The sequence below is a fragment of the Vibrio sp. HM8-C genome, from assembly GCF_058630515.1.
Map to the genome: position 1 here is coordinate 64,330 of NZ_JBMMKS010000003.1, position 13,759 is coordinate 78,088.

9 protein-coding genes and 1 pseudogene are annotated in these 13,759 nt (G+C 41.2%); 5 read left to right on the plus strand and 5 right to left on the minus strand.

Features of this window, described 5'->3' with window-relative positions:
• Positions 1-138 precede the first annotated feature (138 nt).
• The 5 genes and pseudogenes from yfaE to ubiG form a co-directional block, all read right to left on the minus strand.
• Positions 139-417 carry a class I ribonucleotide reductase maintenance protein YfaE gene (gene yfaE, locus ACOSVQ_RS05075; RefSeq protein ID WP_491981486.1) on the minus strand — a complete coding sequence of 93 codons (279 nt, stop codon included), beginning with the start codon at positions 415-417 and terminating at the stop codon, positions 139-141.
• Positions 417-1,550 carry a class Ia ribonucleoside-diphosphate reductase subunit beta gene (gene nrdB, locus ACOSVQ_RS05080; protein WP_491981487.1) on the minus strand — a complete coding sequence of 378 codons (1,134 nt, stop codon included), beginning with the start codon at positions 1,548-1,550 and terminating at the stop codon, positions 417-419. Before nrdB (ACOSVQ_RS05080) ends, yfaE begins: the two co-directional genes overlap by 1 nt.
• A 149-nt stretch (positions 1,551-1,699) precedes the next feature.
• Positions 1,700-2,767: pseudogene (gene nrdB, locus ACOSVQ_RS05085) on the minus strand (class Ia ribonucleoside-diphosphate reductase subunit beta); the annotation flags it as partial.
• Between the two features lie 72 nt (positions 2,768-2,839).
• On the minus strand, positions 2,840-5,122 hold the full coding sequence (nrdA, locus tag ACOSVQ_RS05090) for a class 1a ribonucleoside-diphosphate reductase subunit alpha (protein WP_491981488.1): 2,283 nt from the start codon (positions 5,120-5,122) through the stop codon (positions 2,840-2,842).
• A gap of 455 nt (positions 5,123-5,577) precedes the next feature.
• Positions 5,578-6,291: a bifunctional 2-polyprenyl-6-hydroxyphenol methylase/3-demethylubiquinol 3-O-methyltransferase UbiG gene (ubiG, locus tag ACOSVQ_RS05095; RefSeq protein ID WP_491981489.1), complete on the minus strand. Its 714-nt coding sequence runs from the start codon at positions 6,289-6,291 to the stop codon at positions 5,578-5,580.
• Positions 6,292-6,662: 371 nt separating this feature from the next.
• Between ubiG and gyrA the strand changes: the two genes are divergently transcribed.
• From gyrA to ACOSVQ_RS05120, 5 genes are all read left to right on the plus strand, one after another.
• Complete coding sequence (gene gyrA, locus ACOSVQ_RS05100; RefSeq protein WP_491981490.1) at positions 6,663-9,305, plus strand: DNA topoisomerase (ATP-hydrolyzing) subunit A; 2,643 nt, start codon at positions 6,663-6,665, stop codon at positions 9,303-9,305.
• Between the two features lie 402 nt (positions 9,306-9,707).
• Entirely contained in the window at positions 9,708-9,887 is a 180-nt protein-coding gene (locus ACOSVQ_RS05105; protein WP_491981491.1) for a hypothetical protein, read from the plus strand.
• A 309-nt stretch (positions 9,888-10,196) separates the two neighbouring features.
• A complete protein-coding gene (locus tag ACOSVQ_RS05110; protein ID WP_491981492.1) occupies positions 10,197-10,793 on the plus strand; it encodes a GTP cyclohydrolase II in 597 nt (198 codons plus the stop codon).
• A 176-nt stretch (positions 10,794-10,969) separates the two neighbouring features.
• Positions 10,970-12,229 carry an imelysin family protein gene (locus tag ACOSVQ_RS05115; RefSeq protein ID WP_491981493.1) on the plus strand — a complete coding sequence of 420 codons (1,260 nt, stop codon included), beginning with the start codon at positions 10,970-10,972 and terminating at the stop codon, positions 12,227-12,229.
• Between the two features lie 133 nt (positions 12,230-12,362).
• On the plus strand, positions 12,363-13,745 hold the full coding sequence (locus ACOSVQ_RS05120; RefSeq protein WP_491981494.1) for a di-heme oxidoreductase family protein: 1,383 nt from the start codon (positions 12,363-12,365) through the stop codon (positions 13,743-13,745).
• Positions 13,746-13,759: the final 14 nt, after the last annotated feature.

The window sequence follows — 13,759 nt, forward strand, 5'->3', positions numbered from 1 at the left end:
GTTTGACTTTGACTGCTTAGTAGAGGTGTATCTTTGGACAAATTGTTTTAGGTTATAGTTAAACAAGAAATTAGCTTATATTGAAAAAAAACAGACCAGTAAATACTGGTCTGTTTTTATTTTAACCACTGGGTTGTTTTAGGCGCTTTTAGCTTTCTCTCGATAATTAACCGCCTCCAAGACAACGTCGCTTTTCGCTCTACAAATGCAGGGAAGTATTTCATTACCTTGCGTATAAGCCATAGCGAAACCTACGTATTCAACTTCACCTGAGATCAACTTACAACGACACGCCCCACAGTGACCATCGCGGCAATTGTATTCTGGCTCTAAACCAGCTCTCTCCATAGTTTCGAGCAATGTGCTTGAAGGGCTAGTATGTATAGTCCGTAAGCCGTTGATTTTAAGTGTTGGCATTAGAGTTCAAAGTCATCAAAATCGTCGGCATTGACTTCATTATCTATTTGCCCTACCAAATAGGAGTGAACCTCGGACTCCTGCGGTGCGACCTGAACATTATCTGAGGATAACCAAGCATTTATCCAAGGAATTGGGTTTGAAGTTGCACCTGGATAGGCGGCGTCTAAACCAACAGCTTGCATACGAATGTTAGTGATGTATTCAACGTACTGACACAAGATATCTTTGTTCAAACCGATCATTGAACCATCTTTAAATAAGTACTCAGCCCATTCTTTTTCTTGCTCAGCAGCCGCTTTAAATAGGTCAAAACACTCTTGTTTACACTCTTCAGCAACTTGCATAAATGAAAAGTCATCTTGACCATTACGCAGCATATTGATCATATGTTGTGTGCCTGTCAGATGAAGAGCTTCATCACGAGCAATAAGTCGAATAATTTTCGCGTTTCCTTCCATTAGCTCACGCTCTGCGAAAGCAAATGAACAAGCAAAGCTAACATAGAAACGAATAGCTTCTAGTGCATTAACTGACATTAAGCACAAGTAAAGTTTCTTCTTAAGCTCGTAAAGGTTTACTTTAATCTCTTCGCCATTGATAGTGTGCGTGCCTTCACCAAAACGATGATAATCGTTAGTCGCTTGAATTAGGTCATCGTAATAATGAGCGATATCTTTAGCTCGATTTAAGATATGTTCATTTTCTACAATATCGTCAAATATTTCGCTTGGGCTGTTGACGATGTTACGAATTATATGAGTGTATGAACGGCTGTGAATCGTCTCAGAGAATGACCAAGTCTCAATCCAAGTTTCAACTTCAGGAAGTGATACAAGTGGAAGAAGAGCGACGTTCGGACTACGACCTTGAATTGAATCCAAGAGTGTTTGGTATTTCAGGTTAGAAATGAAGATGTGTTTTTCGTGCTCTGGAAGCTTATTGTAGTCGATGCGATCTTTACTCACATCAATTTCTTCTGGACGCCAGAAGAAGGAAAGTTGGCGTTCAATCAGTTTTTCATAAACTTCATGCTTTTGCTGGTCATATCGTGACACATTGACATTTTGTCCAAAGAACATTGGTTCTTTAAGCTGATCATTTTTTTGAGTGTTAAATGTTGAGTATTTCATATTGGTGATTTCCTTTTTCACATAAGTCATTTCTCGTTCTAGTTCTTTGTGCTTATGTGATTATTCATAGTGATGGAGGTCTATACTGGTTAAGCTGCTTTTTGAAAAGAATGGTCGTAACAAAAAACAGGGGTTTTTAGGCTGTGTACATTTATTTCTGCTTCCTGTGGAGCAACTTGAACGTTATCAGAAGATAACCACGCATTAATCCATGGAATAGGGTTACTGGTTGCATGTGGATACGCAGCATCAAGACCTACCGCTTGCATACGGATGTTGGTAATGTACTCAACGTATTGAGAAAGAATGTCTTTGTTAAGACCAATCATAGAACCGTCTTTAAACAGATATTCCGACCACTCTTTTTCTTGCTCAGCCGCTTCCTTAAATAAGTCAAAACACTCTTGCTTGCACTCTTCAGCGATTTGTAAGAACTCAAAATCATCCATACCGTTGCGAAGTAGGTTGATCATGTGCTGAGTACCAGTCAAATGCAGAGCTTCATCACGAGCAATCAGCTTGATAATTTTTGCGTTACCTTCCATTAGCTCGCGTTCAGCGAACGCAAATGAACAAGCAAAACTCACGTAGAAACGAATAGCTTCTAGTGCGTTTACTGACATTAAGCAAAGGTACAGTTGCTTTTTAAGTGCTGATAGGCTGACCTTGATTGTCTCGCCATTAACTGTGTGTGTACCTTCACCGAAGCGGTGGTAGTCGTTAGTAAGCTGAATCAAGTTGTCATAGTAATGCGCAATGTCTTTCGCACGTTTAATGATGTGCTCGTTTTCAACGATATCGTCAAAAACGACTGCAGGATCATTAACGATGTTACGGATGATGTGCGTGTATGAACGAGAGTGAATCGTTTCAGAGAAAGACCAAGTTTCGATCCATGTTTCCAACTCTGGAAGTGATACCAAAGGAAGTAGGGCAACGTTAGGGCTGCGACCTTGGATTGAATCTAGAAGAGTCTGATACTTCAGGTTAGAGATGAAAATGTGCTTTTCATGCTCTGGTAACTTGTTGTAATCAATGCGATCACTTGATACGTCAACTTCTTCAGGACGCCAGAAGAAAGAAAGCTGTTTTTCGATCAGCTTTTCAAAAATATCGTATTTTTGTTGGTCATAACGAGCCACGTTGACTGGCTGACCAAGGAACATTGGTTCTTTAAGTTGGTTATTCTTTTTCTGAGTAAAAGTACTGTAAGCCATTTGCTGTCATCCATTTTGCCCTTTGCATTCACAAAGGGCATTCAAATCAGTTAAAAGTTCGAGTCAATAAGATTAAATCTTACAACCACCGCCTGCGCAGTCGTCATCTTGTGGTTGAACCACATCTTTTTGCTCGTCTTTCGCACCATCACGAGTGTTGTGGTAGTACAGCGTTTTCACACCAAACTTGTATGCAGTCAGAAGATCCTGCAGCAGTTTCTTCATTGGCACTTTGCCTGATTCGAACTTGCTAGGGTCGTAGTTTGTGTTCGCTGAAATAGCTTGGTCAACGAATTTCTGCATGATACCAACAAGGTGTAGATAACCATCGTTAGAACCGATGTTCCAAAGCAACTCGTAGTTTTCTTTGTATTTTAGGAACTCTGGAACAACTTGCTTCAAAATACCGTCTTTTGATGCTTTTACTGATACGTAACCACGAGGTGGTTCGATACCGTTTGTTGCATTTGAAATCTGAGATGATGTCTCAGAAGGCATTAGTGCAGTCAGAGTTGAGTTACGTAAGCCGTGCTCCATGATTTCTGTACGTAACGCATCCCAATCGTAATGAAGTTCTTCATCACAGATTTTATCTAGATCGCGCTTGTAGGTATCGATTGGTAGCAAGCCTTTCGCGTAATTTGTTTCGTCAAATAGAGGACACTTACCGTGCTCTTTTGCTAGTTGTACCGACGCTTTGAGCAAGTAGTATTGCATTGCTTCAAAAGTACGGTGCGTCAAAGCATTCGCGCTGCCGTCTGAGTACTTAACACCGTTTTTCGCTAGGTAGTATGCGTAGTTGATTACACCAACACCTAGAGTACGACGGTTCATCGTTGACTTGTACGCAGCTGGAAGCGGATAGTCTTGATAATCCAATAGGGCATCAAGAGCACGAACAACTAGGTCAGCTAGCTCTTCAAAATCATCTAGGTGTTCAATCGAACCTAGGTTGAATGCAGAAAGAGTACAAAGCGCGATTTCACCGTTGTCATCTTCAACATTTGTTAAAGGTTTTGTCGGTAATGCAATTTCCAAACATAAGTTCGATTGACGTACCGGCGCAACAGCTGCATCAAATGGGCTGTGAGTATTACAGTGGTCAACGTTTTGAATGTAAATACGACCTGTTGAAGCACGTTCTTGCATTAACAGCGTAAACATTTCTAGAGCTTTAACAGTTGTCTTCTTAATTGAAGAATCGTTCTCGTACTTCACATATAGACGCTCAAATTCGTCTTGATCTTGGAAGAACGCATCGTAAAGTCCAGGTACGTCAGAAGGAGAGAACAGAGTAATGTTTCCACCTTCCACTAAACGTTGGTACATCAGTTTGTTTAGCTGAACGCCATAGTCCATATGACGAACGCGGTTTTCTTCAACACCACGGTTGTTCTTTAGTACTAATAGTGATTGAGCTTCGCCGTGCCATAGAGGGTAGAAAACAGTTGCTGCACCGCCACGAACACCACCTTGAGAACAACATTTAACTGCTGTTTGGAAGTATTTATAGAATGGGATACAACCTGTGTGGAAAGCTTCGCCGCCACGGATTTCTGAACCCAATGCACGAATACGACCTGCGTTGATACCAATACCAGCACGTTGTGAAACGTAACGAACAATCGAGCTTGCCGTTGCGTTAATAGAATCTAGGCTATCACCACACTCGATTAGTACACATGAGCTGAACTGACGGGTAGGAGTACGTACACCAGACATGATCGGTGTAGGTAGAGAAATCTTGAATGTTGACGTCGCATCATAGAAACGTTTGATGTAGTCCAAACGTGTTTCTTTTGGATATTTCGCGAATAAACATGCTGCTACAAGAATGTATAGGAACTGAGCACTCTCATAAATTTGGCCTGTCACACGGTTTTGTACGAAGTACTTACCTTCAAGCTGTTTTACCGCTGCATAAGAGAAATTCAAGTCACGACGGTGATCGATGAAGCTATCTAACTTGATGAAATCGTCACGCGTGTAATCTTCCATCAGGTGCTTATCGTATTTGCCTTTTTCAACTAATGAAGAAACATGTTCTAACAGTGTTGGTGGCTCATACTGACCATAAGCTTTTTTACGTAGATGGAATACCGCTAATCGCGCAGCCAAATATTGGTAATCTGGGCTCTCTTCAGAGATCAGATCGGCTGCAGATTTGATGATAGTTTCATGGATGTCTGATGTGGTAATGCCATCGTAGAACTGAATGTGTGCACGAAGTTCCACCTGTGATACTGAGACATTTTGTAGACCTTCAGCTGCCCATGTGATAACTCGGTGGATCTTATCCAGATCAATAGTTTCTTTGCGGCCATCACGCTTAGTGACAGTGAGTTGTTGGTTCATTCTGCTTCATTTCCCTAACAAAACTGATTAAAACCGTTTTTTTATGTAATTCTTGTAAAATTATTGACGGTTTTGTGATTATGCTCTTCCTATATGTAGTGACCTAGACACTACATATAGGGGTGCATCAGTGTTCGAGTTACAACATAGTGCTATAGCACCTTTAATGCAAGTTACAGTTTAGGGGAAACTTTGTGGATAACTTGGAAAATAAAAAAAAACGTTAGTAGGCACTAACTGATGATCTAAGAACAGAGTTGATTGTAAAAAATCGAGCTTTCAAGATTGGTTTATTCGTAACCGATCAAAAAAAAATTTCCTTGATCTTTCGTCAAAAATTTTTCTCTATTTTCGTTGAATCAAAATGGAACAGAATGCACGAAAAATGTGCATAAAAATGAAAATATTAATAAAGAAATTGAGGGTTATAAACCCTCAACTTTTGGATGAGAAAATTAGAATAAACGCGTATGTACGATGTAGTTCACATCAACATTCTTACCTAGACGATAAGTGTCTGTGAGCGGGTTATAAAGTAGGCCTGTAATACCTTGCTCCTGAAGATGTGTTTGATCGACCATCTTTAGTAGTTCAGAAGGACGAATAAACTTCTCGTGGTCATGCGTACCTTCAGGGACTATCTTCATTAACTTCTCTGCACCGACTATCGCAAATAAGTAAGATTTAAAGTTGCGGTTTAGTGTAGAGAAGAAGACATGCCCGTTTGGTTTCACCAACGCTTCACAAGACTTAATAACAGATAGCGGATCAGGTACGTGTTCCAGCATCTCCATACAAGTTACAACATCATATGTCTGTGGGTTTGCTAAAGCATGGTCTTCTATCGTGCTTTGTATATAGGTTAGCTTAGTACCGGTTTCTAGTGCGTGAAGACGAGCAACTTCTAATGGTTCTTTTCCCATATCTAGCCCAGTGACTTCGGCACCTTCTCTTGCCATGCTTTCAGCTAAAATACCTCCACCACAGCCCACATCGAGAACTTTTTTGCCAAAAAGACCATCACTTTTATCGAGCACGTAATTAAGGCGAAGAGGGTTGATTTGATGAAGAGGTTTAAATTCACCATCGAGATCCCACCAACGAGAGGCCATGTCCTCAAATTTTTTTATTTCGTTAGGGTCGACGTTTTGATTTTGAGTTATCGTCATATTGAATTTGCCTTTAATACTCATCCGTGGTTACGTCGGCATTATAACGTTATCAATGAATCAAACCAGTTGTTCTCGGTTTGTTTCATCAAGAATTGGCTGTTTAGGAAATATATGAGCAAAAAATAGCCACTTATCAGTTGGATATGGGAGAAGTGTGTAATTTCTCTACATTTTAGAAGCAACAAACATCACAACCTGATAAAAGGGCAATGAAAGTTATGCCGAACCGTAATAAGTTGTGTTATATTTTTTCACCTTATAAGTATCAATAATATCTGGAAATTGGAAAACAGTGTCTATTAGGCTTATTTATAGTAATAGCTCACTGTCTGGATATACCGATCAAACTATAGAGGGATATAGGCTCTATGAGCGATCTAGCTAAAGAGATCACGCCCGTAAACATTGAAGATGAGCTTCGAGGTTCATACCTAGACTATGCGATGTCAGTTATCGTTGGTCGTGCTCTTCCTGATGTGCGTGATGGTCTAAAACCAGTACACCGTCGCGTTCTATTTGCAATGAACGTGTTGGGCAATGATTGGAACAAACCATATAAAAAATCTGCTCGTGTGGTAGGTGACGTAATCGGTAAATATCACCCACATGGTGATAGTGCTGTATACGATACTATCGTACGTATGGCGCAGCCGTTCTCACTTCGCTATATGCTAGCGGATGGTCAGGGTAACTTTGGTTCTATTGATGGCGACTCAGCTGCGGCGATGCGTTATACCGAAGTCCGTATGGCTAAAATCGCCCATGAATTGTTGGCTGATTTAGATAAAGAAACGGTAGATTACGTAGATAACTACGACGGTACTGAGCAGATTCCTGCTGTACTGCCAACAAAAGTTCCTAACTTACTTGTAAACGGTGCGTCAGGCATCGCGGTAGGTATGGCTACCAATATTCCGCCACACAACTTGACTGAAGTTGTGAATGGATGTTTGGCTTTCATCGACAATGAAGACATCACGATTGATGAGTTGATGGACTACATCCCAGGCCCAGACTTCCCAACCGCAGCATTGATCAGTGGTCGTAAAGGTATCATCGATGCCTATAAGACTGGTCGCGGTAAAGTTTACATGCGCTCTAAAGCTGAAATTGAAGCTGATAAAAGCGGCAAAGAAACGATCATCGTTTCTGAAATTCCATATCAAGTTAACAAAGCTCGCTTGATTGAGAAAATTGCAGAACTTGTAAAAGACAAAAAAGTTGAAGGCATCAGTGCACTACGCGACGAATCTGATAAAGATGGTATGCGTATCGTTATTGAATGTAAGCGTGACGCAGTTGCTGAAGTTGTTCTGAACAACTTATATGCTAACACTCAACTTCAAACCACTTTCGGTATCAACATGGTTGCCCTTGAACACGGTCAACCTAAGTTGTTTAACCTGAAAGAGATGATTAAGTGCTTCGTTGACCACCGTCGTGAAGTTGTTACTCGTCGTACTATTTTTGAATTACGTAAAGCTCGTGAGCGTGCACATATCCTTGAAGGCTTGGCGCTAGCACTAGCTAACATTGATGACATCATCGATCTGATTCGTAAAGCACCAACGCCAGCAGAAGCTAAAACTGGTTTGATTTCACGTGGCTGGGATCTAGGTAATGTCGCTTCAATGCTTGAGCGTGCAGGTACTGATGCCGCTCGTCCAGAGTGGCTAGAAGCACAATACGGTATTCGTGACGGTCAATACTTCTTAACAGAGCAACAAGCTCAAGCGATTCTAGAACTACGTTTACACCGTTTAACGGGTCTAGAACATGAGAAGATCCTTGATGAATACAAACAGCTTCTAGAAGAAATTGCAGAGCTACTGCATATCCTTGGTAGCACTGAACGTTTGATGGAAGTTATCCGTGAAGAATTAGAAGCAGTTCGTGATGGTTTTGGTGACGCTCGTCGTACTGAAATCACTGCAGCTAGCCATGATATCGACATGGAAGAACTCATTGCTCGTGAAGATGTGGTAGTAACACTGTCTCATGAAGGTTACGTTAAGTACCAACTACTAAGCGATTACGAATCTCAACGTCGTGGTGGTCGTGGTAAGAGTGCAACTCGTATGAAGGACGAAGATTACATCGAACGTCTACTTGTTGCGAATACGCATGACAACATTCTATGTTTCTCTACGCGTGGTAAGACTTACCGTCTGAAGACATATCAATTGCCTTTAGCGAGCCGTACAGCTCGTGGTAAGCCAATTGTTAACTTGTTACCGCTAGAAGAAAACGAGCGTATTACTGCGATTCTACCTGTAACTGAGTTCAGTGAAGATAAGTTCATCTTCATGGCGACCGGTGACGGTACGGTTAAGAAGACTTCTCTGGATCAATTCGCCAACGTACGCGCTAATGGTCTGATTGCTCTGAACCTACGTGATGAAGATTCACTGATCGGTGTTGATATTACTGACGGTGATAACGACATTATGTTGTTCTCTCAATCGGGTAAAGTTGTTCGCTTCAATGAACAACAAGTTCGTGCGATGGGACGTACTGCGGCTGGTGTTCGTGGTATGAAACTGAATGGTAACGATCAAATTGTTTCTCTAATCGTACCTAAGACTGACGGTGATGTACTGACAGTAACTGAAAATGGTTACGGTAAGCGTACAGTATTGAGTGAGTACCCAGCGAAGAGCCGTGCAACACAAGGTGTTGTATCAATTAAAGTCTCTGAGCGTAATGGTCTAGTCATCGGTGCGGTACAAGTAGAAGAAGGCGACGAGTTCATGATGATCACTAACGCAGGTACGCTAGTACGTACTCGTGTTGCTGAGGTGAGCCAAGTTGGTCGTAACACTCAAGGTGTAACGCTTATCCGTACAGCGGAAGATGAGAAAGTTGTTGGTCTACAGCGTATTGAAGAAATTGAAGAGACCGAACTTCCTGAAGGGGAAGAAGGTGTTGAGATTGAAGATGAGTCATTAGAATCAAACGATTCTCTAGATACCGATAATACTGAATCAGATAGCGAAAGCGATTCAGAATAATTAATCTTCTTAGAAATTAAAAAGCCGAGTATTTAATACTCGGTTTTTTTTATTGTGAAATACCCAAGTGAGCATATTTTAACGAGCTGTGTCTTTTGCTCAGACTTCATTTAAATAAGGATGTTTATTAGTGATTGTTAATGTATGGCGCTGAAATAATCCACTTTTAAAAAGTGCATGAAAATAAATTAAATATAGTTATAAGGAATATTTTTAGTTGAGATGTAGGTGATCTAAATAGCAAGGTGATTGATCTATCGAGATAATTTTGATCAAAAGCAACTATCAAAAAATATCAAATGTAAAGTGTGATAATCGTTCCATTAATTTGTTTTTTGTCACAAAATTGAATTTTAAATGGTATTATTTTTGAGAATTAATGCTTATTAGTGGATTGAGGCAGTGGACCAACTGATGATTTATAAATTGAAGGAAGCGTTTCATGAACAAATTAGTTCTCTGCAACCATACACTGCTACTCAGTCTAAATCGACGTTATCGCTATTAACTGCGGAAGAGTTGAAAGAGCTAGAACAAATTTGGATTGATTTCACTATGTGGAAAAAAACTCAAAACAGCTAAGCCAGTCTCATGTATTGACCCAGCTTATACAGCTGGGTTTTTTATTGCCGTTTTGTGAAATTGTTATATTATAACAACCTCATTAAGTGGTTCTCGTAAAGCCTGTATCGAGAGGTTACTAAAGTAGATAAACGGAGTATGATCTTTTCATTGAAAACTTGGGTGTCAATCCCCATAGTTATGACAAGATTAACGTATTCGAATGCATGGTTTTTCATTACAGCAGAGCTATAGTGATGTTGTGTGTGAAAAGAAGATAAATTATTAACAACCATGCATAAGTAATTTTTGAGTGAAGTGAGTACAGATATGGCGGAAGTAAGAGCCAGAGTTGACTTTAAAGTCGGCGCAAAAAGTAGCATTGATGCTGAAATCCTTTCTTTCAAAGGACTACAAACAGACAAAGAACATGTTGCTGTCATCTTTAAATCCGTAGATAAGACTCAAGAAGTCCCATTGGTTCGCATGCACTCTGAGTGCTTAACTGGAGACGTGTTTCATTCATCGCGTTGTGATTGTGGCGAACAACTTGAAGAGACCATTGAGAAAATGGGTGAGTTTGGCGGAATCATTTTGTATCTGCGCCAAGAGGGCAGAGGTATTGGACTTTACAATAAGATCGATGCGTATCGCCTTCAGAGCCAAGGTATGAATACCTATGAAGCGAATAACCACTTGGGTTTCGGCGATGACCTTCGTGATTTCACAGAAGCAGCACAGATGCTAAAAGCTCTAGGTGTTTGCAAAATTCGACTAATTACTAATAACCCTAAAAAAGTTAACGAACTCAAAGATCACGGAATCGAGATTGTCGAAGTGGTCAACACGGCTGCTCATATTAAGTCTGGTAATGAAAACTACTTGAAAGCAAAAATATCGCACGGAAAGCACGACTTAAAACTATGACCTTTGGTCGTGATAAAACAAAGCGACTTGTTACTTTTGCATGAAAAAACCTCACTTTGGTGAGGTTTTTTTTGTTACAGCTTGCAAATGAAATGTAAATTCGTATTATGCGTAACTAATAGTGCAAATGAGAATAATTAGCACTACAAATATAGTTGCTCAACAAGGATGCTTCAATGAAAGTGAAATCGTTTTTAGTCCAATCTATCGCCGCTTCTTTGGCTCTAGCTAGTGCTTCAAGTATGGCTGCTGTTACCCAACAACAAGTTGTAGAAAACTATGCTGACATTGCACATGCAGTGTTCGCTGACTCATTATCTACAGCGAAAGGCCTTGAAAAGTCAGTAGATGCTTTTCTATCTGCGCCATCAGAAGCAAAACTCCAAGATGTTAAAAAAGCTTGGTTAGCTGCACGCGTTCCTTACCAACAGTCTGAAGTTTTCCGTTTTGGTAACGCTGTAGTTGATGACTGGGAAGGACAGCTAAACGCTTGGCCTTTGGATGAAGGCTTGATCGACTATGTAGCGACAGATTACCAGTACGAACTTGGTAACGAAGGCGCAAGCGCGAACATTATCGGTAATAAATCAATTACTATTGGTGCGACAACTATCGACGCATCAACAATTACTCCTGAGCTTATTGCTAGCTTAAATGAAGTAGGCGGCTCAGAAGCGAACGTTGCTTCTGGTTACCATGCAATTGAATTCCTACTGTGGGGCCAAGACCTAAACGGTACTAACCCAGGCGCTGGTGCTCGTGCATATACCGATTATGTGCAAGGTGCTGCATGTACTAACGGCAATTGTGATCGCCGTGCACAGTATTTAAAAGCGTCAGTTCAGCTTCTTGTTCAAGATTTAGAATGGATGGAGAAGCAGTGGTCTGCTGAAGAGAAAGGAAACTATCGTCAAGAGCTTCTAGCTGATTCTGCTACTAATGGTATCCGCAAGATGCTATTTGGTATGGGCTCGCTATCTCTTGGCGAACTTGCTGGTGAGCGTATGAAAGTGGCTCTAGAAGCTAACTCTACAGAAGATGAGCATGACTGTTTCTCTGATAACACTCACAACTCTCACTACTTCAACGAGCAAGGTATCTACAACATCTACACCGGTTCATACTCACGTGCGGATGGTACTAAGCTATCTGGTCCAAGCATCAACGATCTCGTTGCAAATAAAGATGCAGCAGCAGCGAAAGATATTTTGGCTCAATTTGAAGCTTCTCGTGCGAAAGTGGGTGAGTTAGTAAAATCAGCGGAACAAAATAATCAACACTTTGATCAGTTAATTGCTGCTGATAACGCTGCTGGTAACGCGCTGGTTAACAATGCAATTACTGGCTTAGTTGCTCAAACCGCTTCGATCGAACGTGCAGCAACCATTATTGGTATCGATAATCTGAACCCAGATAACGCTGACCACGAGTTTTAATCTGGTTGTCGTAGTGAGCTCTCATCCATACTTTAATTCATGGTAAGTGCCCATTTATACCCAATCATTGGGCCTCTTTTCGTAGGTTCTGATGGTTGGGTTTCTTGCTTTTTATAATAACGAGAAAGATGTAATGAAATCGTATTTTTCAGCACTATTATTAAGTCTGGCATCTTGCCAAGCTCTGGCTGAAGACGTGAAATCTGGTGGCAGTACAAGTACGACCAAAGCTGGCCCTAACGCTTATTCCTTACCAGCCTCCAACTTACCTATGTCAAAACGCTTGGATTTTAGCGTAGGTAACAGTTTTTTCCGTAATCCTTGGGTTCCAGCGCCTTCTTCAACCGATGCTCGCGATGGTTTAGGTCCACTGTTTAATACTAATGGTTGTCAGAACTGCCACATTAAAGATGGTCGTGGCCATCCTCCAGAAGCCAATGATACACAAGCGGTATCTATGCTTGTTCGTTTAAGTATTCCGGCAGAAACCGCTGAACAGAAAGCGATTTATGACAAAGCAGGGGTAGTTCCTGAGCCAGTCTACGGTGACCAATTGCAAGATTTTGCACTTCCAGGGAAAAAAGCGGAAGGTTCTATACATATTTCCTATGATGAAGTGGTTGTGAAGTTTGCCGATGGAACACCTGTACTGCTACGTAAACCCAAACTTTCCATTCAAAACCTCGGTTATGGAGAACTGCATCCTAAGACTCTATTCTCAGCGCGTGTAGCCCCACCTATGATTGGGCTAGGGTTATTAGAGGCGATACCAGAGCAGACGATTCTCTCTTGGCAAGATGAGGACGACGCTAATGGCGACGGTATCTCTGGTCGCGTAAACCGAGTTTGGGATGTCCGTGGTGATAAAAAAGTTGTCGGTCGTTTTGGTTGGAAAGCAGGGCAACCATCATTGATGCAGCAAAATGCAGCTGCATTCAATGGCGATTTAGGATTGACCAGCAGCCTTTTCCCAATGGAAAACTGTACAGTCCATCAGTCTCTTTGTAATGAAGTCCCAAATGGTGGTGAACCAGAGGTTAGTGACAATATACTCGACTTCGTGGAGTTTTATTCGCAACATTTAGCCGTACCAGTGCGTCGTAATGTTGATGCTCCGGCAGTACAGCATGGTAAAAAGTTGTTTGCTGAAGTAGGGTGTAACAATTGCCACAAAACTGACATTAAAACAGCGAAAGTGGAATCTAGACCTGCACTGTCAGAACAAACTATTCATCCATATACAGATTTGTTGTTACACGATATGGGTGAGGGATTAAGTGATGGCCGACCAGAAGCTCTTGCGTCAGGCAATGAATGGCGGACACCACCGCTATGGGGTATCGGCTATACAGAAGAAGTAAACAACCACACTTACTTCTTACACGATGGACGAGCTCGAAATCTTATGGAAGCGGTTCTTTGGCATGGCGGCGAAGCTCAACAAGCCAAAGAAAAAGTACTTCAGTTCAATGAGCAAGAACGAGAAGCTTTAATCGCATTTTTGAATTCTTTATAAAGTCATTCTTTGTT